Source organism: Aureimonas fodinaquatilis (genome assembly GCF_008369445.1).
Lineage (GTDB): Bacteria > Pseudomonadota > Alphaproteobacteria > Rhizobiales > Rhizobiaceae > Aureimonas > Aureimonas fodinaquatilis.
In genome coordinates, this window is the sequence record NZ_VTWH01000006.1 from 174458 (window position 1) to 201227 (window position 26770).

The 26770-nt window shown below is 55.8% G+C and carries 25 protein-coding genes; 17 read left to right on the forward strand and 8 right to left on the reverse strand.

What is annotated here, in order from left to right; genetic code table 11:
* Nucleotides 1-19: 19 nt before the first annotated feature.
* Nucleotides 20-496 (reverse strand): protoporphyrinogen oxidase HemJ, encoded by a 477-nt coding sequence (gene hemJ / locus FPY71_RS18180; protein WP_246160729.1) that lies wholly within the window; start codon nt 494-496, stop codon nt 20-22.
* Between the two features lie 47 nt (nt 497-543).
* Nucleotides 544-1566 (reverse strand): uroporphyrinogen decarboxylase, encoded by a 1023-nt coding sequence (hemE, locus tag FPY71_RS18185; protein WP_149301764.1) that lies wholly within the window; start codon nt 1564-1566, stop codon nt 544-546.
* 596 nt (nt 1567-2162) lie between these two features.
* On the opposite strand from hemE, the gene FPY71_RS18190 reads away from it, so the two are divergent.
* The 4 genes from FPY71_RS18190 (at nt 2163) to dnaQ (ending at nt 5018) form a co-directional block, all read left to right on the forward strand.
* Nucleotides 2163-2780: a Maf family nucleotide pyrophosphatase gene (locus FPY71_RS18190; RefSeq protein WP_149301765.1), complete on the forward strand. Its 618-nt coding sequence runs from the start codon at nt 2163-2165 to the stop codon at nt 2778-2780.
* Nucleotides 2773-3627: a shikimate dehydrogenase gene (locus FPY71_RS18195; protein ID WP_149301766.1), complete on the forward strand. Its 855-nt coding sequence runs from the start codon at nt 2773-2775 to the stop codon at nt 3625-3627. The genes FPY71_RS18190 and FPY71_RS18195 overlap by 8 nt, the downstream gene beginning before the upstream one ends.
* 32 nt (nt 3628-3659) lie before the next feature.
* Entirely contained in the window at nt 3660-4238 is a 579-nt protein-coding gene (gene coaE, locus FPY71_RS18200) for a dephospho-CoA kinase (protein ID WP_149301767.1), read from the forward strand.
* Nucleotides 4239-4304: 66 nt separating this feature from the next.
* A complete protein-coding gene (gene dnaQ, locus FPY71_RS18205; protein WP_149301768.1) occupies nt 4305-5018 on the forward strand; it encodes a DNA polymerase III subunit epsilon in 714 nt (237 codons plus the stop codon).
* Nucleotides 5019-5112: 94 nt separating this feature from the next.
* On the opposite strand, the gene secB is transcribed toward dnaQ, so the two are convergent.
* Together secB and FPY71_RS18215 are read right to left on the reverse strand one after the other, a co-directional pair.
* Nucleotides 5113-5607, reverse strand: a complete 495-nt coding sequence (gene secB / locus FPY71_RS18210; RefSeq protein WP_149301769.1) for a protein-export chaperone SecB — start codon at nt 5605-5607, stop codon at nt 5113-5115.
* Between the two features lie 102 nt (nt 5608-5709).
* Nucleotides 5710-6216: an FxsA family protein gene (locus FPY71_RS18215; protein ID WP_149301770.1), complete on the reverse strand. Its 507-nt coding sequence runs from the start codon at nt 6214-6216 to the stop codon at nt 5710-5712.
* Nucleotides 6217-6399: 183 nt separating this feature from the next.
* Between FPY71_RS18215 and FPY71_RS18220 the strand changes: the two genes are divergently transcribed.
* The 3 genes from FPY71_RS18220 to FPY71_RS18230 are packed head-to-tail and all read left to right on the forward strand — an operon-like array spanning nt 6400 to nt 8055.
* Complete coding sequence (locus FPY71_RS18220) at nt 6400-7095, forward strand: Tim44/TimA family putative adaptor protein (RefSeq protein ID WP_149301771.1); 696 nt, start codon at nt 6400-6402, stop codon at nt 7093-7095.
* Nucleotides 7096-7126: 31 nt separating this feature from the next.
* Nucleotides 7127-7663 (forward strand): Smr/MutS family protein, encoded by a 537-nt coding sequence (locus FPY71_RS18225; RefSeq protein ID WP_149301772.1) that lies wholly within the window; start codon nt 7127-7129, stop codon nt 7661-7663.
* A complete protein-coding gene (locus FPY71_RS18230; RefSeq protein ID WP_149301773.1) occupies nt 7660-8055 on the forward strand; it encodes a helix-turn-helix domain-containing protein in 396 nt (131 codons plus the stop codon). Before FPY71_RS18225 ends, FPY71_RS18230 begins: the two co-directional genes overlap by 4 nt.
* A 69-nt stretch (nt 8056-8124) precedes the next feature.
* Here FPY71_RS18230 and FPY71_RS18235 read toward each other — a convergent pair whose 3' ends face one another.
* The 3 genes from FPY71_RS18235 to FPY71_RS18245 form a co-directional block, all read right to left on the reverse strand.
* Nucleotides 8125-9423: an SAM-dependent methyltransferase gene (locus FPY71_RS18235; protein WP_246160719.1), complete on the reverse strand. Its 1299-nt coding sequence runs from the start codon at nt 9421-9423 to the stop codon at nt 8125-8127.
* 58 nt (nt 9424-9481) lie between these two features.
* The gene (locus FPY71_RS18240; protein WP_149301775.1) at nt 9482-9802 is read right to left on the reverse strand and encodes a DMT family transporter; all 321 of its coding nucleotides are present in this window, start codon (nt 9800-9802) and stop codon (nt 9482-9484) included.
* A 142-nt stretch (nt 9803-9944) separates the two neighbouring features.
* Complete coding sequence (locus FPY71_RS18245) at nt 9945-10139, reverse strand: DUF1674 domain-containing protein (protein WP_149301776.1); 195 nt, start codon at nt 10137-10139, stop codon at nt 9945-9947.
* A 111-nt stretch (nt 10140-10250) separates the two neighbouring features.
* Between FPY71_RS18245 and htpX the strand changes: the two genes are divergently transcribed.
* The 4 genes from htpX to purH all read left to right on the forward strand — a co-directional run bounded on the left by htpX (nt 10251) and on the right by purH (nt 16393).
* Nucleotides 10251-11240 carry a zinc metalloprotease HtpX gene (gene htpX, locus FPY71_RS18250; protein WP_149301777.1) on the forward strand — a complete coding sequence of 330 codons (990 nt, stop codon included), beginning with the start codon at nt 10251-10253 and terminating at the stop codon, nt 11238-11240.
* Entirely contained in the window at nt 11231-12610 is a 1380-nt protein-coding gene (locus FPY71_RS18255) for an RsmB/NOP family class I SAM-dependent RNA methyltransferase (protein ID WP_149301778.1), read from the forward strand. The genes htpX and FPY71_RS18255 overlap by 10 nt, the downstream gene beginning before the upstream one ends.
* Nucleotides 12611-12743: 133 nt before the next feature.
* A complete protein-coding gene (locus tag FPY71_RS18260) occupies nt 12744-14429 on the forward strand; it encodes a heparinase II/III family protein (protein WP_149301779.1) in 1686 nt (561 codons plus the stop codon).
* A 350-nt stretch (nt 14430-14779) separates the two neighbouring features.
* Nucleotides 14780-16393: a bifunctional phosphoribosylaminoimidazolecarboxamide formyltransferase/IMP cyclohydrolase gene (gene purH, locus FPY71_RS18265; protein ID WP_149301780.1), complete on the forward strand. Its 1614-nt coding sequence runs from the start codon at nt 14780-14782 to the stop codon at nt 16391-16393.
* Nucleotides 16394-16497: 104 nt separating this feature from the next.
* On the opposite strand, the gene FPY71_RS18270 is transcribed toward purH, so the two are convergent.
* Nucleotides 16498-21378: an NAD-glutamate dehydrogenase gene (locus tag FPY71_RS18270; RefSeq protein ID WP_149301781.1), complete on the reverse strand. Its 4881-nt coding sequence runs from the start codon at nt 21376-21378 to the stop codon at nt 16498-16500.
* A gap of 191 nt (nt 21379-21569) precedes the next feature.
* Between FPY71_RS18270 and FPY71_RS18275 the strand changes: the two genes are divergently transcribed.
* From FPY71_RS18275 to mdh, 6 genes are all read left to right on the forward strand, one after another.
* Nucleotides 21570-21827 (forward strand): hypothetical protein, encoded by a 258-nt coding sequence (locus FPY71_RS18275; protein WP_149301782.1) that lies wholly within the window; start codon nt 21570-21572, stop codon nt 21825-21827.
* A 9-nt stretch (nt 21828-21836) separates the two neighbouring features.
* A complete protein-coding gene (gene pdxY / locus FPY71_RS18280) occupies nt 21837-22745 on the forward strand; it encodes a pyridoxal kinase (protein WP_149301783.1) in 909 nt (302 codons plus the stop codon).
* Nucleotides 22746-22819: 74 nt separating this feature from the next.
* On the forward strand, nt 22820-23491 hold the full coding sequence (locus FPY71_RS18285) for a carbonic anhydrase (RefSeq protein WP_149301784.1): 672 nt from the start codon (nt 22820-22822) through the stop codon (nt 23489-23491).
* A 140-nt stretch (nt 23492-23631) separates the two neighbouring features.
* On the forward strand, nt 23632-24150 hold the full coding sequence (locus tag FPY71_RS18290; protein WP_149301785.1) for a protease inhibitor Inh/omp19 family protein: 519 nt from the start codon (nt 23632-23634) through the stop codon (nt 24148-24150).
* Between the two features lie 146 nt (nt 24151-24296).
* Entirely contained in the window at nt 24297-25463 is a 1167-nt protein-coding gene (gene zapE / locus FPY71_RS18295) for a cell division protein ZapE (protein ID WP_149301786.1), read from the forward strand.
* 288 nt (nt 25464-25751) lie between these two features.
* Nucleotides 25752-26714 (forward strand): malate dehydrogenase, encoded by a 963-nt coding sequence (mdh, locus tag FPY71_RS18300; protein WP_149301787.1) that lies wholly within the window; start codon nt 25752-25754, stop codon nt 26712-26714.
* Nucleotides 26715-26770: the final 56 nt, after the last annotated feature.

Here is a 26770-nt window from a genome sequence, read left to right on the forward strand (position 1 = left end):
GACCTTTTGCCCAATTGCATCAAAATGGTTTGACCACAACCAGAATAACAATCAACACCATCAAAACTGTGGGCACTTCGTTCATTGTGCGCCAGAATTTTGGACCTCGACGGTTCTGGTCACGTTCAAAACGGCGCTGCGATCCTGAAAGGAAGCCGTGGACGCCCGACAGAACCAGGACCAGCGCAATTTTCGCATGCAGCCAACCACCTTGAAAGCTGAAGATCCAGGCAAGCCACAGGCCAGCCGACCAGGTCACGATCATGGCAGGGTTGATGATGGCTTTCAGCAATCTGCGTTCCATAACCTTGAAGGTTTCAGATTGTTGCGTGCCGGGTGCCGTTTCGGAATGGTAGACAAACAGCCTTGGCAGATACAGCATGCCCGCCATCCATGAAATGACGGCAATGACATGCAGTGCCTTCACCCATAAAATGGCTTCCGGTGGCACAAAGGCGAACATGCCAATAATCAACGCAGCGCTTGCAACTGCCATAATAACCAGTTGCCGACTTTTGCTAATGGCCATCAGCATTTCCCCTTTTATCGATTTCGAACCCGTTTAATCAAATTCTCAACATGATCAATCGGCGCATTGGGCGTGATACCATGGCCAAGATTAAAGATAAGTGGTCCCTGCCCCAATTCTTCCAGGATGCGGTCCACACCTTCTTCCAGAGCCCTGCCCCCGGCTATCAAGCGCATCGGGTCCAGATTGCCCTGCACAGGACTGGATTGCTGCAGGTTTTTCGCCGCTTCCATGGAGATTGACCAGTCAAGTCCCAGCGCAGTGACGCCAGTGCCTTTTCTGTAGTTTTCCAGGCGCGAACTCGCGCCTTTGGCAAAGCCGATAATTTTGGCGTCTGGTACGACAGTGCGCACCCGATCAATCAAACGGCGCGTTGGCTTGATGACGAAGCGTTCAAAGCTCTGTTCGTCCAGAATGCCCGCCCAACTGTCGAATATCTGCACGCAATCGGCACCGGCCTGCAACTGCCAGACAAGGTAATCAGCCGACATATCCGCAAGAACATTCAGAAGCTGTTCCATGGCCTGCGGATTTTGATAACCGAACATCCTGGCTGGCCCCTGATCGGGTGTTCCATGGCCAGCGATCATGTAGGTTGCGACGGTCCATGGCGCGCCACAGAAACCGATCAAGGTTGTTTCGTCCGGCAATGTGCCCCGCAGCCGGCTGACGGTTTCGATCACAGGCGCAAGATGAGCTTTGGTGTTTGTCGGATCCAGATGATCAACGCCATCTGCGTCCAGCGGATCAAGCAGCGGACCCTCGCCTGCTACAAAGCGTACATTACGGTTCAAAGCATCGGGGATAACCAGAATATCTGAAAACAGAATGGCTGCATCGAAGCCAAATCGGCGGATGGGCTGTAACGTCACCTCGCTTGCAAGTTCCGGGTTGTAGCAAAGATCGAGAAAACTTCCTGCCTTTTCCCGGACAGCCCGGTATTCCGGCAGATAGCGTCCTGCCTGCCGCATCAGCCAGATTGGTGGCGTTGGCAGAGTTTCGCCTGAAAGTACGCGGAGCATTTTTCGATTTTGCATCATCAATCCTGTTTTGGTCCTGCGGAAGTTCACAGGCCGTGGCGGTTATCCTCCTAGAAAAGAATCCTGATAGATCTGGATTCTAATTCTATGAGTCAGTGGATTGCATGAATCCCCAGAGGAAGGCCATTCGGCAGGCCATTTCTGACGCAATTGAAAGTGCCTGTCAGTCAATTTTCCAACAGACTGTGGAAAAGTTCCAATTTTGGAGAAAATATATCAGTGTTTTCAAATGGTTAAATCCAGAAGGCTGATTATTTTCCATTTGAATTGTCATTGGACAGACTGTGAAATCCGACTTTGGTTTTCCACGATACACGATACGCGCAGTCCACAGGCTGGAATTGCACCAGACCTGTGGATGAAGCATGTTGTTACCAACAGGCTTTTGCGACCGGACACGCTGACAGCATATTTGTTCAGTGATTCCCACAAGCGGTGCGAAATTACGGGGGCAAAGTTCGCAACGTCCTTGCCACAAGGGGTAGAATCGAGTCCCTGCCCCTTCACACCGCTGCTGAATGGAATATTCTCGCGTTTGAGAAAGCCGAAAAGTCGATCCAATCATATAAACACGACAAAAACGGAGACGTCAGGTGGGGGCATCAGATCAGGCCAACCAGACTATTGTTCTGGCTTCAGGCAGTGAGCATCGCAGAAAACTTCTTGAGAATGCCGGCGTGGCAGTGTCTGTCACCCGCTCGCAGATTGATGAGCGCGCAGTTGAAGTTCCGATGCTGAAGGGCGGCGTTGGCCCGGAAGATATCGCGCTGGTTCTGGCGCAGGCCAAGGCTGAGAATGTGTCCGAACGCTCGCCAGGGGCTTATGTCATCGGGGCCGACCAGACATTGGAGCTTGATGGCGAACTTCTGCACAAGCCAGATACGATGGAAGCTGCAAGGCGAACATTGTTGAAGCTGTCCGGCCAGACCCATCGTTTGCACAGTGCCTATTGTATTGTCAGAAATTCTGAAGTTTTAAAGAGCCGGGTCGAAAGTGCAGAAATAGAATTTCGCGATCTGACTCCAGAAGAAATTGGACAATATCTTGGTAAAACAGGTGAAATTGCATTGTCCAGTGTCGGCTGTTACCAGATAGAAGGCAGGGGTCTGCAGCTTATAAAAGGCATAAGAGGGAACTTCTTTACAATTGTCGGGCTGCCAATGCTGCCTTTGCTGAACGATTTGCGTGAGCTTGGATTGCTGAATGACTGATATGACTCAAACCGGACCGCGGGCATTTGTTACCGGCTGGCCGATCTGGCACTCGCGATCACCGATGATCCATCAACACTGGCTTCAGCAATTCCAAATTGTTGGCTCATACGAGCGAGTGGGGGTTCCGCCCGAGGAAATTGGCGAGTTTCTGACATCATTCAGAGATCAGGGCTTTGCAGGCGGCAATGTCACCATACCGCACAAGGAAGTCGCCTTCGCTGCGGTCGACAGGCATGATGCCGCCGCTACAGCTATCGGCGCAGTCAATACACTCTGGTACGAAGGCGATGTCCTTGTTGGCGGCAATACTGATGCCTACGGTTTCGCAACCAATCTGGACGAGCGTTTGAAAGGCTGGCGTGAGGCGGAAGAGGCCTTGGTGCTGGGTGCCGGCGGCGCTGCCAGAGCGGTAGTTCACGCAGTATTGGAAGCAGGCATTTCAAGGGTGCGAATTGTCAATCGCAATGCCGGGCGGGCCCGGTCTGTGGCGGATGAATTTGGCAGCAACGTGCATGGGCATGGCTTGGAAGACGAGACAGACCTGATCGGCCGCGCGGACTTGCTGATCAACACCCGCCCGGCATTCCTGCGGGATGATGGCGAGGCAGAGGAGGCTTTTGACCTGACCGGTCTGCCTGATGGAGCGTTGGTAACCGACATTGTCTACACACCGCTTGAAACGCCGATTTTAAAAGCTGCTCGGGAAGCTGGCCACAAAACTGCTGACGGGCTGGGAATGCTCCTGCATCAGGCGGTACCCGGTTTTGAAAAATGGTTTGGCGTGAGCCCTGTGGTGGATGCCACGCTGCGCAGCAGGCTTCTGGCTGACATTGAGCGAGTGTAATCGGTTTGGGCCAAGCTGCTGAGCATAAGCCGATGGTGATCCTGGGTTTAACCGGATCCATCGGAATGGGAAAATCCACCACGGCGGACATGTTTGCCGAATTGGGTGTGCCGATCCATTCGGCGGATGCCGCCGTGCACGCCATCTATTCCGGGCCGGACGCAAAGCTGATCGAAAAGCAGTTTCCGGGAACAGTGATTGATGGTGTCGTGGACCGCGGAAAGCTGGCAGCGCAGGTTTTGGACAGGCCGGAAGCGTTGAGTATCCTCGAAAAGCTTGTTCATCCTCTGGTTCGCCAGGCCGAGACCGAGTTTTTGAAACAGGCGCGTGAGGCGGGCAGGACGCTGGTGGTTCTGGACATACCCTTGTTGTTTGAGACGGGCAGGGAAGCGGCGGTGGATGCGGTGCTTGTTGTAACCGCGCCAGCCGATGTGCAGCGGCAGCGTGTGTTCGCCCGGCCGGGAATGACTTTGGAAAAACTTCGGAACATTCTGGCGCGGCAAATGCCGGATGAGGAAAAACGGCAGAAGGCGGATTTTATCATCGATACGTCGCTGGGGTTGGATCATGCACGTAAAGAGGTTGCCAGCATTGTGAACGAGCTCGGTTAACTGGGCCAAAGCAGTTGCTTCCATCAGTCCGGCCATGCACAAAGGGCGCGACACTGGGGATGTGGCATGCGTGAAATTGTATTTGATACGGAAACAACAGGGCTGGATTTCGCTGCGGATCGGGTTATCGAAATCGGTGGCATTGAACTGTTGAACCACATTCCCTCCGGGCGGGAGTTTCACTGCTTCATTCGCCCGGCCTCACGCAAAGTCGACCCGGGCGCCTATGACATTCACGGGATTTCAGACGACTTTCTGAAAGACAAGCCGCTTTTTGCCGATGTTGTCGAACAGTTTCTGGAGTTTTTCGACGGCGCAATGCTGATCGCGCACAATGCTGCGTTTGACATACGCTTTCTCAACGCGGAGCTGGACAGGCTGGGTCGCCCCCCGATCGAGCAAAGCCGCGTTATCGATACGCTGCCAATGGCGCGGCGAAAATTTCCAATGGCTCCAGCCACTCTGGACGCGCTGTGCTCGCGATTTCAGATTGATACGTCAAAGCGTGACAAACACGGCGCGCTGGTCGACTCCGAGCTTCTGGCGCAGGTTTACATTGAGCTGATTGGCGGGCGGCAGGCAGCATTGCTGCTTGGAACCGATGATCAGAAATCACGCTCGTTCAACGATGCAGACGATTTGATTGTGGAGATAAGGCCTCGACCAGTGCCTTTGCCATCGCGCCTGGATGCAGCAGATATGGCGCGCCATGTGGCCTTTGTTCAATCACTTGGCAGTGAGACCTTGTGGCAGAAATATCTTCCGGTCGAAGGCGAATAGCAATTGCGACAAAGCAAATGACCAGGGCCCCTCAAGTGATCGAATGATCACAGGAAAGGGCCCGGGTCGGACGATTTTGCTTACCGTCGGGTCATCAGGAAGCCTGGACCTGCTGACGAGCGCGCTCTTCGGCCATTCGTTGCTGGAAAAGCGCAGCGAAGTCGATCGGGTCGACCATCAGCGGTGGGAATCCGCCATTGCGTGTCAGGTCAGAGATGATCTGACGTGCAAACGGGAACAGCAGGCGCGGACACTCGATGAACAGAACCGGCAGAATGTGCTCCTGAGGGAAATTCTGCAGGCGGAAAATGCCACCATACTGCAATTCGATCAGAAACAGTGACTCGGCGCCTTCGCCAGCGCGGGCGTTGAGCGTCAGCTTGACGTCATATTCACCTTCGGCACCATTGACGGGCAGGGCACTGACGTTGACGCCAATGTTAATGGCTGGCGGGTTGGATTGTCCGCGCAGAGCTTCAGGAGCGTTAGGGCTCTCGAACGACAGATCCTTGATATACTGGGTCAGAACGTTCAGGCTTGGAGCGCTGGCCGGATTTGCCGCACCGTTCGCTGCTTCAGTGTCAGACATGGATTTTTCCTGATAATGTTCAACTTGTTGTCAGGTTGCGCTATCATGCATCGACAAGAGTGACAAGCAAACTGCGCAGCCCTGCAGCCTTTGCAGGCAAATTCATCGCAATCTGTCTGGCCCGTCACCGGCATCATCGCGTGACCAGGGGCTGTTGTCATCTCTTCTGGAAAACTCGTCATCCTGCAGGTCGATAACGCCGCTGTCCGTTGAGGCTGGATTGCGCGTTCCCTCCCTCGTCATGGTCGTCTCCACCACCATGTGCCTTCTTGCTCGTGTCCACAAAAAGTCGCGAACCGGTGAGAGAAACAGCAGAAGGCCGAAAAAATCGGTCACAAATCCGGGAATGATCAACAGCAACGCAGCGATGAAAATCATCGCCGCATGGACAATTTCCCGGTCAGGAGCAACGCCGGCGCGCATCTGGGCCTGCGCAGATTGTAAAGTGGAATATCCCTGCCGTCGCAGAAGTACGATTCCCAGAATGAAAGAGAGCACCACCAGCGCAAGAGTCCAGCCAATGCCGATTGCTTCGCCGACGGCAATGAAGACGCCGATTTCAACAAGGGGAAGGGCAACAATGCCCAGTAAAATGAATTTGGCGGGCATAAAGGTGTTTTGCTTTCCGATTCAAGGCCATGGCCGGTGGTTTTCGATAGGGTTAGACTTGCCGTCGCCCTCAACCAATGCAAATAGGTGACATTGGCTCTGATTTGAATGCTGGCGCGCAAATGTCTATATGCCAATAGTGGCATTGTCACCGCGGGTGACTACTAGAAGGATCTGTATGGAATGGGCTTCGGGACGATCTTTTTTATCGTAGTGACGGTGATTGTCCTATACCAGCTGAGGGCTGTGCTGGGCCGGCGCACCGGCAACGAGCGCCCGCCATATGATCCTTATTCAAGAACTGAGGAACCCGCAGGCACACAGTCTGGCAATGTTGTAACCCTGCCTACCCGACGACTGCCGGACGAAACCTCTGTCCAGACGCCCTATGAAAGCATAGACAAGCTGACCACGCCGGGAAGCGATGTCAACAATGGCCTGCGTGCCATTGGCGATGCGGATGAATCCTTCGATGCGGCACAATTTCTGGATGGTGCAAAAATCGCTTATGAAATGATTGTGACCGCTTTTGCTGATGGCGATCGCAAATTGTTGAAGAACCTGCTTTCGAGCGAAGTTTACCGCGGTTTTGAAAATGCGATCTCCGAGCGCGAGAAGCGTGGCGAGCGCATGCAATCTTCATTCGTTGGCATCAACGAAGCGAAAATTGTTTCCGCGGATCTGAAAGAGCATGAGGCCCTGGTCACGGTTCGCATCGTTTGCCAGCTGATTTCGGCAGTTGTTCGCCAAAGCGGTGAAATCGTCGACGGCGACCCGGAGACAGTTGTGGAAGTGCGCGACATCTGGACATTTGCTCATGACACGCGCTCGCGCGATCCTAACTGGAAGCTGGTTGAAACAGAATCAGAGGATGAATAGGGCAGGGCACTCTGCCCCCGCGAGTTGAGTCATGAAACGACGGCGTCTGCTGAGCGGCGAGGAAAAGCAGCTCTGGGTCAGCGTTGCACGCACAGCAACGCCATTACGTGGTAAAACCCTGCCAGAGCTGGCAGCGGAAGTCGCGACAGACTTTGCTGAGGCAGTCTCGCAGCCGGTCAGCGCAAAGGTGAGTCCCGCTGTTCCAGATCCGTCGCCGGTTAAAAAGCCAGGCAAATTGCCTTTGAATCTGATTGATCGCCCGGTTCGGCGGAAACTGGGCAAGGGGCGCATCTCGATCGACGACCGCATTGATCTGCACGGCAAGACCGAAGCAGTTGCGCATTACGCTCTGTTGAATTTTTTAACGGCAGCTCACGCAGCGGGCACTCGCCATGTTCTGGTGATCACCGGCCGTGGATCATCGCTTGGCTCGCAGGGCGCCCTCCGCCGAGCCTTACCGCATTGGCTGGCTACGGATATGTTCAGGCGGCTGGTTTCCGGTTATGAAACGGCGGCGCGTGGTCACGGTGGCGACGGCGCATTTTATCTGCGATTGCGACGTTCATGACTCCTTTTGGCCAGAAAGTACGGGCTCTTCGTAAGAAGAAGGGTGTAACTCAATCGGAGATGGCCAAGGCTTTGAACATTTCCGGGCCATATCTTTCAGCATTGGAACACGGCAGGCGCGGCCGTCCCAGTTGGGAATTGCTGCAGCGAATTATCGGCTATCTGGGAATTATATGGGACGACGCTGAAGAGCTGGAGCGACTGGCTGCTCTGTCTCATCCCAGGGTAACCGTGGAAACTGGCGGATTGTCACCAGAAGCCACTGCTCTGGCAAATCGCCTTGCTGAAACGATTACCAAGCTTTCCGCTGCCGATGTCAAAGTGCTGCTTGCGGCGCTGGAAGATGCAGCGGCAAGGGCAGAAGCCGAAATTCGGGCCCGTCGTCGCCGGTAGGAAATTTCCGGTAGAAGCGTGATTGCTTCCGCTACAGGACAATGCAGCCAGTGACGCGCCTGAATCAGATCATGAATACAGCTCGCGACGGGTCGGTCCCAGTTGGCTCGGCCCCTTTTCCTTTCGAGAGGCGACCGTTTGGAAGATCAACGCATCGCCGCGTTCAAAGCTGATGGCGCAACCGGCAAGATAGGCCAACCACAGTCGGGCCTTCGGTTCGCCAACCATGGCAATTGCGGTGTCAAAGTTCTGTTGCAATCGTTCAGCCCACAATCGGCAGGTGCGGGCATAATGCTCACGCCAGGCTTCCACATCATGAACTTCGAACCGGTGAGCTTCCAGTTTCTGCAGCGAATGGCCGATGTAATCCAGTTCACCCCCCGGGAAAATCAGGCGGGTCAAAGCGCGGTATTCCGGTGATTTTTTGTGAAACTGGCGCAGGGTCTTTTTAGCCGGGCGGGTGATGGCGTGATGCAGATAGAGCCCACGCGGTTTCAACAGACGATGAACTGTGGAAAAATACTCGTCGTGATGAGCAAAGCCAACATGTTCAAACATGCCGATGGATGAGATTTTGTCGTACTCGCCTTGAAGCTGTTGAAATGGCTTCAGCTCAATGGTTATTCTGTCTTCCAGACCAGCGGCAGCAATACGTTGGCTTGCAAGGTCAAATTGCGCCTGGCTGAGTGTTACGCCGTGGCCTGTAACACCGAAAAAGCGCGTTGCATGAATCAACAGAGCGCCCCAGCCACAGCCAATATCCAGAAGTCGCTCTCCCGGCTTCAGGCGCAGTTTACGGCAGATCATGTCCAGCTTGTCATGCTGAGCCTTATCGATATCCTCATGCCAACCGTCAAAATATCCGCAGGAATAGACCATGTTCTCGTCTAGAAACAGGCGGTAAAAGTCGTTCGAGACGTCGTAGTGATATTGGATCGCCTGTTGGGTAGACCCGCTTTCTCCTGCGCCCTGGCCAGCCTGAGGCCTTACAAGTCTGGACTGGCGTCGCAGTTTGAAAAGCGCAGGCAACGCCTTTGCCACTTCCCATTTGTTGATCCGCTTCAGGGCGTGACGGGTTTTGACCGCGCTCTTGACCTTCGCCAAGTCAAACAAAGTGCCGTTTTCAATGTCGATCGCTTTTTCCATCCACAATTCAACCAGTGTTGGCAAAGTGGGGCGAAATGCCAGATGCGACAGGGCGTAAGGATCGTTCAGCGCGACGATGGGTCCGCTGCAATCACCAATTGTACCGCCATTCCAAAGCCGCACGCCGATCTGTGGCTGGAAGCTTTCATATCCCTTGCGGATAAGCGCCTCCAGCGCATCAGCTCCGCGCGTGTCAAGTTGTTGAGCCGTCTCATGTCTCACGTGAAACATCCTTGTCTATGGCCGAGCGGCTAAACCATAGCATGTCATTTTAGGCTTATTAAGCGGGAGTTGAAAGCTTCATCAGCACCAGTCCTGACACGATCAACGCAGCGGCCAGCACACGCATGGGTGACAGGCTTTCACCCAGAAATGTGATGCCAACCACAAAGGCTCCGACAGCACCGATGCCGGTCCAGATCACATAAGCCGTGCCAAGTGGCAAGGTGCGCATGGACAGAGACAACAGTGCGAAGCTGCCGAACATGAAGACAAATGTTACGATGGTTGGTGTCAGGCGCGTGAAGCCATGCGATTGCTTCATTGAAAACGCCCAGACAATTTCAAGAAGACCGGCAACGAAAAGATAGGCCCAAGCCATGGAGAACCCCTGATTTTCGGGCCGTCCCGTATCGCGCACGTCCATATGGAAGAGGTCGTCCTCTGATCATGATGTCATGATCCGCACAGATATGTGGACCTTAAACGCACGAGTTTCAAGTATTTTTCAGGTGAAACCACGCCTAGAAGTCGCTGATGATACCGTTTTTCTCCCAGTCGCCATAACGAATTGGTTCCGGGCCTTTTCTACCGTTCACTTCCACAGGTCGTTCCTGTTCCTGCACTTCCTGCTTTGCTCTGCGTTCAGCAGCCTCAGCCAACGCCCTTTGCGCTGCCGGTGGAAGATTTTCCAACCCATCCGAACGATTGTTGACCATGGCGAACTCTCCCGACATGCCTATTTGGCAATTGATCTATCCAGACAATATTGAAGCATTGCGTTAAAATTACCAGATTGATACCAGCACGAAACGGAGACCTGTACGCCAATGAACATAATTAAGACCGCCATGTTGATTGCGGTTATGACCGCACTGTTTATGGGGGTTGGTTTGCTGATTGGCGGGCGGGGAGGCATGTTGATTGCCTTGGTCATCGCCGTGGCAATGAACTTCTTTGCTTATTGGAATGCGGACAAAATGGTGCTGAGAATGCACCATGCCCATGAGGTGGATGAGCGCACAGCACCGGATTACGTTCGTTTGGTCCGCGGATTGGCGGAGAATGCCGGGCTGCCAATGCCGAAGGTTTATCTGATCGAGAACGATCAGCCAAATGCGTTTGCCACTGGCCGCAATCCACAAAATGCTGCCGTGGCTGCGACCACCGGTCTTCTGAGACAGCTTACGCCGGAAGAAGTGGCGGGTGTGATGGCGCACGAACTTGCGCATGTGGAAAACCGCGATACACTGATTATGACCATCACCGCCACGCTGGCGGGTGCTATTTCCATGCTCGGCAATTTTGCCTTCTTTTTTGGCGGCAATCGGGATAACAACAATCCACTAGGCATAATCGGAGTGCTAGTAGCCGTCATCGTTGCACCCTTTGCTGCGATGATCGTGCAAATGGCCGTTTCCCGCACTCGGGAATATGCCGCTGATCGACGGGGAGCCGAAATATGCGGTGAGCCTTTGTGGCTGGCTTCAGCGCTGGGCAAAATTGCAAAGGCTGCGGGTCGAACCGTCAATGTTGATGCCGAGCGTGCCCCGGCTACTGCTCATATGTTTATTATCAACCCGTTGAATGGTCAGCGCATGGACAATCTGTTTTCCACCCACCCGGATACCGGCAACCGTATTGCGGCCTTGCAGAACATGGCGGCGCAGACAGGTGGCACGTCATTTGGTGGAGGGGCCGATGGTGGTCAGGGCGGCATCGGATTTCGTGCGCCTCATAGCCCAGCACCGAAAACCAGAGGGCCTTGGGGCACCAACAAGAATTCGTCACACGGGAAGCGCAAAGGTCCATGGGGTTGAAATCCACCGCTAAGCAAAAACGAGCCTTTGTTCAGGAATTTGAGGATCAGCGCCCGGGGCTGGCGGTGCGCCGTGTTGCAGCCCGGCTCCTTTCCGCCATCGTCGATGCCCGCACGTCGCTGGACGGCCTAACCGACAAAGTCGGTGGGCATCCTGAGTTTCGCAGGCTCGATCCGCGCGATCAGGCGCTGGTTCGCGCCATTCTTGTGTCGGCCCTTCGGCGGCGGGGCACAATCTCTGCCATATTGGACGCGTGCATCGACCGACCTTTGCCTCCGCGTGCCGCGCCGTTGCGAACAATTCTGCATACGGGACTGACCCAGATACTGTTTCTGGATGTGCCGGATTCTGCCGCCGTGGATCTGGCGGTGACGCTGGCCTCGGGAGATCCGCGCACAGACCGGTTTGCCGGTTTGGTCAATGCCGTATTACGGCGCGCATCACGCGAAAAAGACGATCTCCTGGCTCAGTTCAATGATCCGATGCTGAACATGCCGGACTGGCTGAAGCAGCGTCTGATAGCAACTTACGGCCTTGAGCAAACGATCCAGATCGCTGCGGCACACCAGGTTCAGGCCCCGGTTGATCTGACCGCCAGAAATGACGCGGCGGCGGTCGCTGCAAGCATGCCGGCGCAATTGCTTCCCTTTGGCACCGTGCGCCTCTCCGCCGAAACAGACGGTCAGATTGCCTCACTGCCCGGCTTTGCCGAGGGCGAATGGTGGGTGCAGGATGCTGCGGCCAGCCTGCCTGCCAAGCTGTTCGGCGATATTTCCGGTCTGAAGGTGGCCGATGTTTGCGCGGCGCCGGGTGGCAAAACGGCTCAGCTCGCTGCGGCCGGTGCCAAGGTAACCGCGGTGGATATTTCCGCCTCCCGGATGAAGCGGCTGCTCGACAATTTTTCTCGGCTGACCCTGCCGGTTGAAACTCACATTGGTGATCTGCGCAGCTTCAACCCGTCTGAGCCATTTGATGCTGTCTTGCTGGATGCTCCGTGTTCATCAACCGGCACCATTCGCCGCCACCCGGATGTGGCCTACACAAAGGACGAGGCAGAAGTTCGCAAACTGGCGCAGGTGCAGGCGGGGCTGTTGCGCGATGCCGCCCGTCTTGTACGAAACGGCGGCGTTATTGTCTTCTCCAACTGCTCGCTTGACCCTGTGGAAGGTGAAGAGGTGGTTGCCGCCTTTTTGGCAGAGCGCCGCGATTTTGAACGTTTGCCGGTTCAAGCCCATGAACTCCCGGGGCTGGAAGAAGCCATCTGTGCCAATGGAGATGTGCGGACAACACCCGCAATGTTCCAGCGGGGAACCGCAGAACAATCCGGTCTTGATGGATTTTATGCGGCAAGATTGCGACGGCTGGCCTGAACGATCCAGTTTATTTGCCCGAAATTAGGGAATATTTTACCAGGTTTTGTGAAAATCCCGCCTGAATAGTTTGCGCGTGCAGGCCCTGGCGTCTTCAGCCAAGGGTCATACACATTTCAGGAGCCGGGCAATCATGGCTGCGGAACTGGTAGATGATCCGCGATTGGCGGGGTTGGCGTTAAAAGAAGCCTGGCGTCGGGTGCGCCGCGCGACGCGTGCGCCATGGCTGCCGCTTTTTTCAGGTGCCGGACCCGACCGCATTCTCGCCGTTCCGCGAGAGTTTCATCATGGGGATATGGCAACCGCCGAAACCATTTATGCCGGTTGTTTTCATCTGGCCGGCCATCGCATTGAAGTGACGGCCCGTTCGCCCTTTGAGCGGCTGGATGCCCCGTTGGCCTGGCAGGTGGAGCTCTATGGCTTCAGTTGGCTGCGCCACCTGTCTGAAACGCAGGATGCCCTGTCGGCAGAAAATGCCCGTGCACTGGTTCTAGATTTCATGAACCTGCCGCGTCGCCGTCGCTCGCCCGCCAGCGAACAGCCGGAGGTCATGGCTCGCAGGATCGTTTCATTCCTCACCCATTGCCCCATCATCATGGCACAGGGCGATGATGCATTCCGCGGCAGGTTTCTGGACCTGCTGGCGTCCGAAGTGCGCTATTTGCGGCGTATTGCGGCAGAGGTTTCAGATGGAATGCCGCGCCTTGGTGTGCGCATTGCGCTGGCGTTTTCGGCTTTGTGCCTGCCCGCACATGGCCACCAGATCAAACTGGCGACGCAAAATCTTTCCAGCGAGCTGGACCGCCAGGTTCACGCGGATGGCGGGCATGCATCGCGCAATCCCGAGCTGATCATCGAAATTCTGGCGCAATTGCTGCCGCTGCGTCAGCTTTACGCTCAGCGCAGTCAGCCAGTGCCGCGTGTGCTGCTGGCTGCGATTGACCGCATGTTGCCGGCTCTGCGCTTTTTCCGGCATGCCGAGGGCTCTTTTGCGCTGTTCAATGGCGCGGGCGCCGGAGATCGGGGTTTGTTGCTGGCACTGCTGCGTTTCGATGAAACCCTTGGCGAGCCAATGTCGCATATGCGGCAGAGTGGCTATCAGCGGCTGACACAGAATGGCGTGGTGGTGATTGCCGATGCAGGCACCACACCTCAGGGCGCATTGTCTCGCGATGCACATGCCGGAACACTGGCATTCGAGTTTTCGTCAGGCCAAAGACGCCTTGTGGTCAACTGTGGCGCGCCGCAGAAAACCGAGCATAGCTGGCGCAAGCTGGCGCGCACCACGGCTGCACATTCGACACTGACCGTGGCCGACCAGTCATCTTCACGTTTTGCACGATCCGGTTTGCTGGACCGCTTTCTGGGCAGCCCGCTGGTGTCGGGGCCAAGCCGGGTTCCGGTTTCCAGAGAGGACGACGCAGCGGGACAGAGCCTTTCCATGGCGCATGATGGTTATCGCGCGGCATTTGGTCTGGTTCATGAGCGAGAGCTTTTCCTGTCGCGCGATGGGCGCTTGCTGGAAGGGTCTGACCGCTTGTTCAAGGCGTCGCGCCCGGCGCGCAAACGCAAGGGAGAGGCGGGAGAGGCCAATCTGCGTTTCCATCTGCACCCGGATGTTGAAGCTGATCCGGCAGGTACGGGAATTCGATTGTCCTGTGGCAACGAGGTCTGGTGGTTTTTTGCAGACAGTCCGTTGGCCCTGGAAGACTCGATCTTTTTTGCCGACCCGCGTGGTGCGAAGCGCACCAAGCAGATTGTCGTCACATTTGGTGAAGCGCAGGCAGAGGTGCATTGGCGGTTTGAACGCCGGCTTTAACTTTCAGAAATTCGCCGCTTTTTGACGTCAGAGTACTCCACACGGCTTATCAACGGTGGAGGCAGCCTTATGCGAATTTCCTTGTCTGTGCTGCTGCTCGGATCCTTCTTGCTGGCCGGGTGTGGAATGAACCGGGCAGTTACGGTCGTGCCTCAGACGATGGACGACCTTGGGCGCAAATCCGAAGGATTCAGATAAGTCAGACGGCGCGCAAAAGCTGTTATGTTTTCGAAGCATCAACGGCCAGTGGCTTGCTGCACTGAGCTGCATTGATTATCAAGCCGGAAGAAATTCTGCTCGCACACGGGCAATTCATCCGATTTTTCAATGCCTCAGCCGGAGCCTTAACAATGGCCATTGCCGCCAATACCTATCCATCACCCGACAAATTGCCGTTGAAACGAGCTCTGATCTCGGTGTTTGACAAAACAGGACTGCTGGAACTGGCGCAGGGGCTGGCTGCACGTGGCGTCGAAATCATTTCAACGGGTGGCACGGCGCGCGCGCTGAGCGAAGCTGGTCTGGCCGTTCGGGATGTTTCTGAACTGACCGGCTTCCCGGAAGTGATGGATGGCAGGGTTAAAACGCTGCATCCCGGGGTGCATGGCGGGTTGCTGGGCATTCGTGCCGACCCATCCCATGCAGCTGCGATGGACCAGCACCAGATATCCGGCATTGATCTGCTTGTCGTCAATCTCTACCCATTTGAGCAGACTGTCGCATCTGGTGCCGAGGCGGCGGCGATTGTCGAGAATATTGATATTGGCGGCCCGGCGATGATCCGCGCGGGTGCAAAAAACCACCCTTATGTTGCAGTGGTCACCGATCCCAACGATTACCGTTCCGTTCTGGAAGAACTGGAGGCAGGCGAGGGTGAAACTGGGCTGGACCTTCGCAAGCGGCTGGCCGCCAAGGCTTTTGCATTGACTGCCGCCTACGACACCGCGGTGTCTTCATGGTTTGCTTCATCGCTTAATGATGTCAGCCCTTCGCGGCGCAGCTTTACCGGGCAACTGGCCGAAACCCTGCGCTATGGCGAAAATCCGCACCAGACTGCTGCTTTTTACAAAACCTCGGAAGTTCGCGCTGGCGTTGCAACAGCGCGGCAGGTGCAGGGCAAGGAATTGTCCTACAACAACATCAACGACACGGATGCCGCGTTTGAGCTGGTTGCCGAGTTTGATCCAAAGCGCACTGCGGCTGTGGCAATCATCAAACACGCCAATCCGTGTGGCGTGGCCGAGGGTGGCACCATTCTGGAAGCCTATCAGAGAGCTTACGCCTGTGACACGGTATCGGCCTTCGGCGGCATTGTTGCACTGAACCGGCGTCTGGACGCAGCCGCTGCCGCGGAAATCACCAAAATCTTCACTGAGGTTATCATTGCACCAGACGCTGATGAAGAAGCGATGGCGATCGTTGCCGGCAAAAAGAACCTGCGTCTGCTTTTGACGGGTGGATTGCCAGACAGTCGAGCACCGGGATTGCTGGTAAAATCGGTTGCGGGTGGGTTGTTGGTGCAAAGCCGAGACAATGGCATGGTTGATGATCTGGATCTGCGGGTCGTCACCCGGCGCGCACCGGATGCGCGGGAGCTGGAAGATCTGAAATTCGCCTTCCGCATTGCCAAGCACGTGAAATCAAATGCGATTGTTTACGCCAAAAACCTCGCAACCGTCGGCATCGGCGCCGGACAGATGAGCCGGGTGGATTCAGCCCGCATTGCTGCGCGTAAGGCGGAAGACGCCGCGGCGGTTGCCGGTGGCGAAGTTTTGACCAAAGGCAGCGTTGTTGCTTCGGATGCCTTCTTCCCATTTGCAGATGGCCTGCTCTCGGCCGTTGCCGCGGGTGCCACGGCGGTCATTCAGCCGGGCGGTTCCATGCGGGACGACGAGGTTATTCAGGCGGCTGACGAGCATGGCATTGCCATGGTGGTGACAGGAATGCGTCATTTCCGGCACTAAGCTGACAGCGTATAGAAAAGCCCGTCTGAAACTTGTCAGACGGGCTTTGCAGGACGTTTCATAACCAATCGGCCACCTGCGGCTCAGCAAGCTGAGCCGCTTTTTTATGCTGCAAGGTCAGACAACAGACCAGCGGCCAATGTCAGACGTGCAACTGAAGTCTCACCGCCACCTGCCAGTTCCACAATGCGGTCAGCAATGCGAGAAACCTTCTCACTTTCCACAGCTTCCCATTCCGAAACCGGCTCTGCCGAACCGGCAAACCGTGTCAGGGCATTGGCTGTCAGAACCCGGCGTGCGTCCGAAATCTGGCTTCCTGCACGCGCAAGAGCCAGCGTTTCAAAATAATCATGCGGATTCAGGGTCAGAATCGCTGTTTCCAGTCGGCCGATCTTCAAAAGCCGCGTCATCGCAAAATAGGCTGCCAGAACCGTGTCTGCGGGTTGCGACGTCTCACGTGAAACACGTGCGGCATCCGGAATGAGCGCAACCAACGGAAGCAAGGCAATATCATCGGCCAGTTCTTCGGGAACGCCATCTGCCAACAGTGTTTTCAGCCGTTCCGCATATTTGTCACGGGCTCTGTCGCTGGCCAGCTCAAGCAGACGTGGGCGCAGGGAAACATGTTCCCGCGACAGAGCAGCAATTGCCACAGAGGTTTCGGTGTCGGCAGTCAGGTTGCGTGTCAGCCAGTGCGTCACCACCTTCAAAAACAAGCTCATGGCACCGTAAAGCTTGTTTTGCAAACTGCCGTCGATCTTGCCATCAAGCGCATCAATCCGCGCGTAAAGCTCCTTTGCGCCCAGCGCATCGAACGCAACGACATAGGCACGCGCGATCTGGGACGCTGTTGCACCCGTTGACTCGCTGGTAGCGGTCAGAGTGCAAGGTCCCAACCGGTTGACGAGCTCGTTGGCAAGGGTGGTTGCCACGATTTCCCGCCGCAAACGGTGCCCTTCAATGTCCTGGCTGAATGATTGCTGCATGGCATCCGGGAAATAGTCCATCAGCCGTTCGTTCAGATATGGGTCATCCGGCAATGTGCCAGCCACCAGTTGATCGAAGAGGTCGATTTTGGAATAGGCAATCAGAATGGCCAGCTCTGGCCGAGTCAGGCCACGGCGGGCTGCCTTGAGATCAGCAATTTCCCGATCGGACGGCAGATATTCCACTGTGCGGTCCAGACGCTTTTCCGCCTCCAGCCGGGTCATCAGACGGTTTTGCAGTGGCAGGCGCCCAACGCCGGCTTCATGCTCCAGCGAAAGGGCCAGAGTCTGCTGGTAGTTGTTTGCAAGAACCAGCTTTGCCACATCAGCGGTCATTCCGGACAGCAGAGTATTGCGCTCATCTCGCGTCAGGCGGTTTTCCGCCATGGCATTCTTGAGAGCAATCTTGATATTGACCTCAATGTCGGACGTGTTCACGCCCGCAGAATTGTCGATAGCGTCGGTGTTCACCCGCCCACCGCGCGCGGCATATTCAATGCGGCCACGCTGAGTGGCACCCAGATTGGCACCTTCGCCCAGAACCTTGGCGCGAATGTCACGGCCACTGACGCGCACTGCATCATTCGCCTTATCGCCAACTTCACTGTTCTGTTCACTCTCGGCCCGGACATAAGTGCCAATGCCGCCAAACCACAACAGATCAACCGGGGCTTTCAATATGGCATTGATAATTTCGGCCGGTGTGCCGGTCTGTTTGTCCCAGCCAACGGCCTGCGCAGCCTCCGCAGACAGTGTGATGCGCTTTTCCCTTCGGGAGAAGACACCGCCACCACGGGAAATCAGCGCTTTGTCATAATCTGCCCAGGACGTGCGTGGCGTATTGAACAGGCGCTGGCGCTCCGCATAGGAACTGGCGGTGTCAGGATCAGGATCAATGAAAATATCCCGATGATCGAATGCGGCTATCAGGCGGGTCTGTTCGGAAAGCAACATTCCATTGCCGAAAACGTCACCGGACATGTCACCACAGCCAACGACAGTGAATGGCTCAACCTGAATATCGTGGTTCATCTCGCGGAAATGGCGCTTGACCGCTTCCCAGGCACCACGGGCGGTTATGCCCATTCCCTTATGGTCATAACCGGCAGAGCCGCCAGAGGCGAAAGCATCATCCAGCCAGAACTGACGCGATTGGGCAATGGCGTTGGCAGTGTCGGAGAAAGTGGCGGTGCCCTTATCTGCCGCAACCACAAAATACGGGTCAGGCTCGTCATGGCGCACAACATTTTCAGGTGTTCTGCTGCCGTCTCCTTCCACCGTGTCGGTGATGGTCAAAAGCGATTCAATAAACACGACATAAGCGGACCGCCCAGCCTCGAACCATTCATCACGTGCCGCCGGGTCCGGCAAACGCTTGGGATAGAAGCCACCCTTGGCGCCAACCGGCACAATGACCGAGTTCTTGACCTGCTGCGCCTTGACCAGACCCAGAACTTCCGTGCGGTAATCCTGACTGCGATCCGACCAGCGCAAACCACCGCGTGCCACTTTACCAAAGCGCAGATGCACGCCCTCGACACGCGCGTCGAAAACAAAAATCTCAGCGAAGGGCACTGGCTGCGGCAATCCGTCAATCAGATGCGGGTCGAACTTGAAGGCAAGCGCTGGTGCCACATGGCCGGGTCTGCTGGCCGGATCGGCAGAAACCAATGCTACGCTGTAGTAGTTTGTCCGCAACGTTGCCAATATCAGCGTCAGATAGCGCCGCAGAACACGGTCATCGTCCAGCGCATCCACTTTTTCCAAGGCCTCGCGCAGTTCGTTGAAGGACTGGCCAACACCACGTGCTGCGGCGGCCTTTGCCAGCGCGTCGTCTTCGTCCGTTGTTTCGGCAATGCGTGAAACATCCGGGTCGAAACTGGCAGCAAAAAGAGCAAACAGGCTCGAGGCAATGGCTGGATAACGCGTCAGCGTCCCGGCGATGAATTCCTGAGAAAGCGCCAGACCGGTCTGGCGCATATAGCGGGCATAGGCACGCAGCACGTTGGCCTCACGCCATGAAAGCCGCGCTTCCAGCACCAGAGAGTTGAAAGCATCACTTTCAATTCTGCCATCCGATACCGCCTGAAACAGCTCTTCCAGTGCGCGTCCATCATCATCAAGCGGAATGGCTTCGCCGCCGCGCCGGGTCAGGTCCATGTCGTGAAGATGCACCACAGACCCATCGGCGCGGTGAATGATGAAGCTTTTTTCTGACAGCGCCAAAAGGCCCATCTGCTCCAGAATCGGGACGCGTGTGGAAAGCGGCAATGTATCGCCCAAAGCATAGAGCTTCAGCCGCAGAACACTGTCCGGATCCTCTTCCTGGCGATAGAAATCGACGGCAAAAGGTGACGTCTCGCTCAAATCGACAATTCGTTTGGCGTCAAGAACCGCATCCTCGGGTGAGGTGACATCGCGGTAGCCATCCGGCAGGCCTGGAACCAGCGAAATCAGATCGCTGGCGCGGCCGGTTCTGGCGACAACCGATTCAAATTCAGTTGCCCAGTCGCGGGTCAGTTCAATAATCCGTGCTTCCAGCGCGGCCACATCTGCTTCTGGAAATGCTCCGGGCAGCCCGGACCGGCCAATGATGAAATGCACCGACGTCAGAGGGCCATCCGAGAAGGATGGATAATAGGCGGATACATGGCCATCATAGGCCTGGGAAAGCAGAACGCCGATCTCTTCCCGCAGACGCGAATCATATTGCTGGCGGGGAACAAACACGATTGCCGAAACAAACCGCTGAAACGGGTCTATGCGCGGCAGCAGGCGCACGCGTGGCCGTTCGTCCAGCTCCATCATTGTGCCGACGAACTCTGTGAGCGTGTCGACATCGATCTGGAACAGCTCATCACGAGGATAAGTTTCCAGAATGTTCAGAAGTGCCTTGGCCGAATGTGACTGCGGGCGGAATGGAAAACGGGCAATAACCCGGTCTGCCTTCTGGCGCAGGTAGGGGATTGTCAGAATGGACCGCGTGTAAGCACTGGAAGTGAAAAGGCCGACAATGCGCAGCTCACCTGTCAGCCTGCCATCATCATCATATTGTTTGATGCCCACATAGTCCATGTAAACGCGACGGTGCACCAGCGACCGCGCATTGGCCTTGGCAACGATCAGCGGATTGTCCGCTTCCAGAAAAGCCCGCATTTCCGGGCTGGTCACTACGGCGGTGTTTTCCTTGCGCAGAACCCGCACGGATTGATCGCGCAGGATACCCAGCTCGCTGCCTTCCACCCGGCCCATCAACTCGCCATCTGGACCATTGGCATAGGAAAATTCGCGCGTGCCGAAAAAGCTGAAATTCCTGTCCGTCAGCCATTGCAGCAGTTTGGCCGCCTCTTCAACCGTGGCATGAACCTCCGGGTCAGAAACGCGTTCAGCCTGCTTGTGCAAATCGTCAATAGCCCTGGCCGTTCGGGCCAGCATGGCTTCAAAATCCTGATTGACCAGCCGCACCTGCGCCAGAATAGTCGTCAACTGCTCTTTCAGCCGGTTGGCAGCTTCCGGGTCCACCGGCATTTCCAGCGCAAACTGAATCAGGCTGACCCGTCCTGGCGTACCGGATGCGGTTTCTGATTGAGCGGAGGCCGAGAAGTCGACAATCACGCCCTCAATGTTGCGCACAACATCAAGAATTGGATGGGAAATGTAGTGGATGGCAGACATCGAGTCCGCGACTTCGGCCACCACACTGTCAAACAGAAACGGTCGGTCATCATTAACCAGGGTCACCAGCAGCAGCGGCTTGCCTTCCAGCGTGAACCCTTCCGGCCGCTCGGTCGCCACCAGTGGCTGGCCGGACCGGTGGCTGGAAAGCGCGGCACCGGCCTGTTCGGCGGCAATTGCCAGAGCTCGCGGCGGAAAGGCAGCAAGGTCGTCTGCAGGTGGGCGTGCAAGCAAAAGAGGGACCAGCAGCGTTGCCGGTCCCTCGTTTGTTACAGCCTGCAGGGCGTCTTCAATGATTGTGGCTTTGGCTGGTTTGCTAATCATGGATTGTAACTGTCTCCCACCAGTATTTCCCGGTATTTCTGTCCAGCCGCAGGCGCGGCAAAGTAAGCGATTCGCTTTAGTGCGGCACATAGGCCAGCTAGGGCATGTTTGTCTATCAATACCAACATAAGGGCATCCGGTTTGCCGGATTCTGATTGCTCTTTGTCAGGATTTCGGTCACTTTCACGGTTATGAAGCCAAAACTCAATGATGAAGCGCGAGCAAAGGAATCGGCGGCGATCCTCAAGCGACTGCGAGAGGAAACCGAACCGCAGATCGGTGCCAACACCGAAAAGATGCTTCTGAATGTGCAAAAGCATTTTACTGCTGGCGATGCGGACCAGAATGATCGTATCGAGGTTGTCGGCACGCGGATTGGCCGGCTGGCAGGTTTGGGCTTCTTCCTGTTTCTCGTTGCTTCCCTTGTCGTTACTTACCTCCTGCCTTGATACAAAGATATGACACGTTCACCGCCAATTGACGCATCGCGCTCTGATAAGGTGGCCGTCCTCAGTCTTTCCAGCTACGTGGTGCGCGGCACTGTGGGGAACCGGGCTATGGCGTTTGCGCTGGAAGCACTGGGTTTTCCCGTTTGGTCTGTCCCGACGGTTACAATGCCTTGGCATCCTGGCCATGGACCTTCCACTTGGCTGACACCTTCGGCAGCAGATTTTTCCGCTTTTATTGATGATCTCATCTCTTCGCCAAAACTGGCTGAGGTGGGCGCTGTGGTAACGGGCTATTTCGGGGCGCCGGAACAGATCGCCGATACGGCTCGTCTGGTTCAGGCTGTAAAGTTGGCCAATCCATCTGCAATCTTTGTCTGCGACCCGGTGGTCGGCGATGGAAGCGAGGCGGGCAGCCGGTTGTTTCAACCCGATGCAACCCTGCAGGGTATTCGTGATCTGCTGCTGCCGCTGGCAGATATTGCTACGCCCAACCGTTATGAATTGCAGTTTCTGACCGGGCTTGAACTGTCGTCCAATTCGCATCTGATAGAAGCGGCCGCAACTTTGGGGCCAAGGCTGGTGGTCGTCACCTCAGCCTTCCCCATGCTGAGAGGCGGAATCGGCAACCTGCTGGTGGGTGGCCCAACGGCAATTCTGGCTGAGCATCGATATATCGAGGGTGCCCCCAATGGTCTGGGTGACCTGACGGCTGCGGTGTTTCTGGCACGCATACTGGGCGGCGCACAGCCGGAAAAGGCGCTGCAAGCGACAACGGCGACTGTGTATGAAATTCTGGCTCGCACCACCAAACGCGGGGCGGATGAGCTGACGCTGGAAACGGATATTGATAGCCTCAAGACACCTTTGGCCATGGTGCAGATGCGCCAGGTTGGCGGTGTTGCAGGCGTGCGAATTTAAGTGCTGTCTGTTGACAGTTGTTCTGAGGCGGGAAAATCAGCTAAACCCGCCTTGAAATGTCATGCGGAGCAACAATGACCCTTTTGCCCGAACATATACTGAATGGATACCGCCACTTCATTGAGGGGCGCTATCTGGCAGAAACCCAGACCTACCGCTCTCTGGCGCGGGATGGTCAGGCGCCGGAGACAATGGTGATAGCCTGCTGTGACTCTCGCGCAGCACCGGAAACAGTTTTTGGCGCAGCACCCGGCGAGTTGTTTGTGGTGCGCAATGTGGCCAATCTTGTGCCCCCTTACACCCCGGATGGTGAATTTCACGGAACGTCTGCCGCATTGGAATTTGCCGTACAGGCGCTCAGGGTGCGCCATGTTGTGGTTATGGGGCATGGGCGATGCGGCGGCATCAAAGCCGCGCTGGACCCTGCCTCTTCTCCGCTGTCGCCGGGTGATTTCATCGGCAAATGGATGAGTCTGGTGGAAACAGAAGCGCGCCAGGTCAGTGCGAACGAACTTTTGACAACCTCTGAAAAACAAACGGCGCTGGAGCGGATTTCCATCCGGCTTTCGCTGGCAAACTTGCGAACCTTCCCATGCGTGTCGCAGTTGGAGGCAAAGGGAAAACTGACCTTGCATGGCGCCTGGTTTGATATTTCTACCGGTGAGCTTTGGGCTATGGACCCAACGACCGGGGATTTTCAGCGACCGCTCATTGATGTTGAAATTGCCGCAATTCAAGCGAAATAAGGCTTGGAATCGATGTGTTTCGGGCCCGTTGATGATTTAAGATTTCGTAAAATCTTCTTAAAATGGGTGACGAACCCTTGCGAACCGCGTTAAAGAGCCATTTACAAGTACTGTTTGGCCAATGAAATGAGGATGGGTGTATGACGCATTGGACGAGAATGGGCGCTGCCGGTGCCGCTCTGATGTTTCTCGGCGGGTGCATGCAATCGGCACCACAGGTAGGCGGCGGCTATGGCCAGCTTGCACCGTTGACGCCGGCGCCCTCAGGGCAGGTGTATTCCAGCCAGCTGCCGCCGCCACCAGCGGCCCCGGTTGAACAGTCACCTTCGATGTCGCAAACAACTCCGCAGACAATGCCGGGGCAGGTCGCGTCCACGGCTCCCGTCACGCGGGAAAGCCTGGTTGGCGCATGGCGGGTTTCTTCCGGCGGGGGCAATTGTCAGATTTTCATGGCGTTGACGCAGTGGACCGGCGGCTACCGGGCTGCCTCGCGTGGATGTCCGGGCCAAGTGGCAGATGTGTCGGCCTGGGACGTGTCGGGCAGTCAGGTTGTCTTGAAGGACAATTCCGGCAACACGGTTGCAACGCTGAACAACAGTGGCGACACGCGGTTTGAAGGCACGACTTCAGGCGGCACGCAGATCAGCCTGTATCGCTAACATTGCCAGAGCATTTTCCAGTGAAGCATTGCGTTTCAACTGGTGGACAGTGCGGAATAACAATGAGTCAGAGCGCTTATGTGTCGTTTGATGCATGAAGCGCTCCATGACCAGATGTATAGCGGTTTTGCGTCAGGAACAGCGTAATGCCACAGGCAGATCGATACGGGGCGGTTGGACTTGAGCGCGGCCCGGTCAGAACCGAGCTTGAACGGCGGGTTCGTGAGGGACTGATTGCTCCTGATCCCATCCAGCAGCAGCTTGCAGACAAACTCGACCGGCTGGCGCGTGATCTGCGGGATCGCGCACTTTCCAGCAAAAAAAGTGCTCTTGGCTGGCTTTTTGGTGCACGCAAACGGGCAGAGCCGGTCAAAGGCCTGTACATTTATGGCGATGTGGGTCGTGGCAAATCCATGATGATGGATATGTTTTTCGATCTGTCTCCCGTTACCGCCCGAAAACGCATGCATTTTCTGGTTTTCATGGCGGATATCCACGACAGGATCAAGGCGCACAGGCTTGCGGTCAAGGAGGGGCGCGCCAAGGGTGATGACCCCATACCGCCGATAGCCGATGCGCTGAGCGAGCAGGTTCAATTGCTGTGCTTTGACGAGTTTACGGTAACGGATATCGCCGATGCCATGATTCTGTCGCGCCTGTTCTCGGCATTGTTCGAACGTGGATTGGTGCTGGTGGCAACGTCGAATGTTGCACCGGAGAATTTGTATCGAGATGGGTTGAACCGGGCATTGTTTCTGCCCTTCATCGATATTTTGAAGGCGCACGCCGAAATTTACTGGCTGGATGCGCCGCTGGACTATCGGCTGGGTAAGCTCGGCAGCGACGATGTTTTCATTACACCGCTCGGACCGGCGGCTGATCAGCGGATTGATGCAGTCTGGAAAAAACTGCTGAAAGATTCAGTTGAACATCCGACGGCAATCTCCGTCACCGGGCGTACCGTTTCGGTTCCTCGATATGGCAACCGGTCTGCGCGCTTTACTTTCCAGGATTTGCTCAGCCGCCCGCTCGGGCCGCGCGACTATCTGGAAATGGCGGCGCGATTTGACACTCTGATTGTTGAGAATGTGCCGCGACTGACTTTGGCAGAACGCAATGAGGCGAAGCGCTTTATTATTCTCGTGGATGCTTTCTATGACGCAGGCAAGCAGCTTGTGCTGTCGGCCGAGGTTCCTGCGCACTCTTTGTATCAGGGCAATCGCGGCACCGAGGCCTTCGAGTTCGATCGCACAGTTTCTCGTTTGACGGAAATGCGTTCCGATGCCTACCGAATCCGCAGCAAGGCCGCATGAATCTCGCAGATTTCAACGGTGTCACGAAAAAAATGCACAACCACAACCTTTTCCTGTGTCTCATTGAAGGGAAAAGGGAAAATTGAGTTACGTTTACGTAACTCCCACTGCTTCTAACCGTTTGAATGAATTGAAGTGACTTGCAAGATGATTGAATTTGGTCCAATCCGCGTCTATGCGAAGGGTCGAATTGTGGTCTGATCTGCCCTAACAACAGTTCAGACATGAAATGCATATCCAGTCAAATTGGCGGAACAATCCGGCACAACTTCAGGGAACAGAAAAAGAATGGCACGCGCGAAAATCGCACTCATCGGTTCGGGCATGATCGGCGGAACGCTGGCTCATCTGGCAGGTCTCAAAGAGTTGGGCGATATTGTTCTTTTCGATATTGCCGAAGGTACCCCTCAGGGAAAGGCGCTGGATATTGCCCAGTCCGCCCCGGTTGAAGGTTTCGACGCACGCCTTTCCGGTGCCAATGACTATGCAGCCATTGAAGGCGCCGACGTCTGCATTGTCACTGCTGGTGTTGCCCGCAAGCCGGGAATGAGCCGCGATGATCTTCTGGGTATCAACCTGAAGGTCATGGAGCAGGTTGGTGCCGGTATTGCCAAATATGCGCCGAATGCTTTTGTGATCTGCATCACCAATCCGCTTGATGCAATGGTCTGGGCATTGCAGAAATTCTCCGGTCTTCCAAAGAATAAGGTCGTCGGCATGGCTGGCGTTCTTGATTCGGCACGCTTCCGTCACTTCCTCGCAGATGAATTCAAGGTTTCGGTCGAAGATGTCACCGCGTTCGTGCTGGGCGGCCATGGTGACACAATGGTGCCGCTCACCCGTTATTCAACCGTTGCCGGTGTGCCGCTGACGGACCTGGTTAAAATGGGCTGGCTCACCGCCGAGCGCCTGGAAGAAATTGTTCAGCGCACACGCGACGGCGGTGCAGAAATTGTCGGTCTGTTGAAGACAGGCTCGGCTTATTATGCCCCTGCGGCATCGGCCATTGTCATGGCTGAAAGCTACCTCAAGGACAAAAAGCGGGTTCTGCCAGCCGCCGCTTCCCTGAAGGGCGAGTATGGCCAGAACGACCTGTATGTCGGCGTGCCGGTTGTTATTGGAGCTGCTGGCGTGGAACGCGTCATTGAAATTGAACTGAATGGCGATGAACAGACGCAATTCACAAATTCGGTCAATTCCGTGAAGGGCTTGATGGAAGCCTGCATCGGCATCGCGCCAAACCTGAAGTAATTCATAAAGGGCCGCTTGTAAAAGCGGCCCCTTCAGCAAGTCCAATCGCAAAGCCG

What these genes read in the sequence shown, in the direction of transcription:
- purH (WP_149301780.1), top strand. Translation starts at nt 14,780, where the DNA reads ATGGCCATTGCCGCCAATACCTATCCATCACCCGACAAATTGCCGTTG.
- secB (WP_149301769.1), bottom strand. Translation starts at nt 5,607, where the DNA reads ATGTCTGACACTGAAGCAGCGAACGGTGCGGCAAATCCGGCCAGCGCT.
- mdh (WP_149301787.1), top strand. Translation starts at nt 25,752, where the DNA reads ATGGCACGCGCGAAAATCGCACTCATCGGTTCGGGCATGATCGGCGGA.
- FPY71_RS18245 (WP_149301776.1), bottom strand. Translation starts at nt 10,139, where the DNA reads ATGGTCAACAATCGTTCGGATGGGTTGGAAAATCTTCCACCGGCAGCG.
- FPY71_RS18225 (WP_149301772.1), top strand. Translation starts at nt 7,127, where the DNA reads ATGAAACGACGGCGTCTGCTGAGCGGCGAGGAAAAGCAGCTCTGGGTC.
- dnaQ (WP_149301768.1), top strand. Translation starts at nt 4,305, where the DNA reads ATGCGTGAAATTGTATTTGATACGGAAACAACAGGGCTGGATTTCGCT.
- FPY71_RS18220 (WP_149301771.1), top strand. Translation starts at nt 6,400, where the DNA reads ATGGGCTTCGGGACGATCTTTTTTATCGTAGTGACGGTGATTGTCCTA.
- FPY71_RS18255 (WP_149301778.1), top strand. Translation starts at nt 11,231, where the DNA reads ATGGGGTTGAAATCCACCGCTAAGCAAAAACGAGCCTTTGTTCAGGAA.
- hemE (WP_149301764.1), bottom strand. Translation starts at nt 1,566, where the DNA reads ATGCAAAATCGAAAAATGCTCCGCGTACTTTCAGGCGAAACTCTGCCA.
- FPY71_RS18240 (WP_149301775.1), bottom strand. Translation starts at nt 9,802, where the DNA reads ATGGCTTGGGCCTATCTTTTCGTTGCCGGTCTTCTTGAAATTGTCTGG.
- FPY71_RS18215 (WP_149301770.1), bottom strand. Translation starts at nt 6,216, where the DNA reads ATGCCCGCCAAATTCATTTTACTGGGCATTGTTGCCCTTCCCCTTGTT.
- FPY71_RS18195 (WP_149301766.1), top strand. Translation starts at nt 2,773, where the DNA reads ATGACTGATATGACTCAAACCGGACCGCGGGCATTTGTTACCGGCTGG.
- FPY71_RS18290 (WP_149301785.1), top strand. Translation starts at nt 23,632, where the DNA reads ATGACGCATTGGACGAGAATGGGCGCTGCCGGTGCCGCTCTGATGTTT.
- FPY71_RS18275 (WP_149301782.1), top strand. Translation starts at nt 21,570, where the DNA reads ATGAAGCCAAAACTCAATGATGAAGCGCGAGCAAAGGAATCGGCGGCG.
- zapE (WP_149301786.1), top strand. Translation starts at nt 24,297, where the DNA reads ATGCCACAGGCAGATCGATACGGGGCGGTTGGACTTGAGCGCGGCCCG.
- htpX (WP_149301777.1), top strand. Translation starts at nt 10,251, where the DNA reads ATGAACATAATTAAGACCGCCATGTTGATTGCGGTTATGACCGCACTG.
- FPY71_RS18230 (WP_149301773.1), top strand. Translation starts at nt 7,660, where the DNA reads ATGACTCCTTTTGGCCAGAAAGTACGGGCTCTTCGTAAGAAGAAGGGT.
- FPY71_RS18260 (WP_149301779.1), top strand. Translation starts at nt 12,744, where the DNA reads ATGGCTGCGGAACTGGTAGATGATCCGCGATTGGCGGGGTTGGCGTTA.
- pdxY (WP_149301783.1), top strand. Translation starts at nt 21,837, where the DNA reads ATGACACGTTCACCGCCAATTGACGCATCGCGCTCTGATAAGGTGGCC.
- FPY71_RS18270 (WP_149301781.1), bottom strand. Translation starts at nt 21,378, where the DNA reads ATGATTAGCAAACCAGCCAAAGCCACAATCATTGAAGACGCCCTGCAG.
- FPY71_RS18285 (WP_149301784.1), top strand. Translation starts at nt 22,820, where the DNA reads ATGACCCTTTTGCCCGAACATATACTGAATGGATACCGCCACTTCATT.
- hemJ (WP_246160729.1), bottom strand. Translation starts at nt 496, where the DNA reads ATGGCAGTTGCAAGCGCTGCGTTGATTATTGGCATGTTCGCCTTTGTG.
- coaE (WP_149301767.1), top strand. Translation starts at nt 3,660, where the DNA reads ATGGTGATCCTGGGTTTAACCGGATCCATCGGAATGGGAAAATCCACC.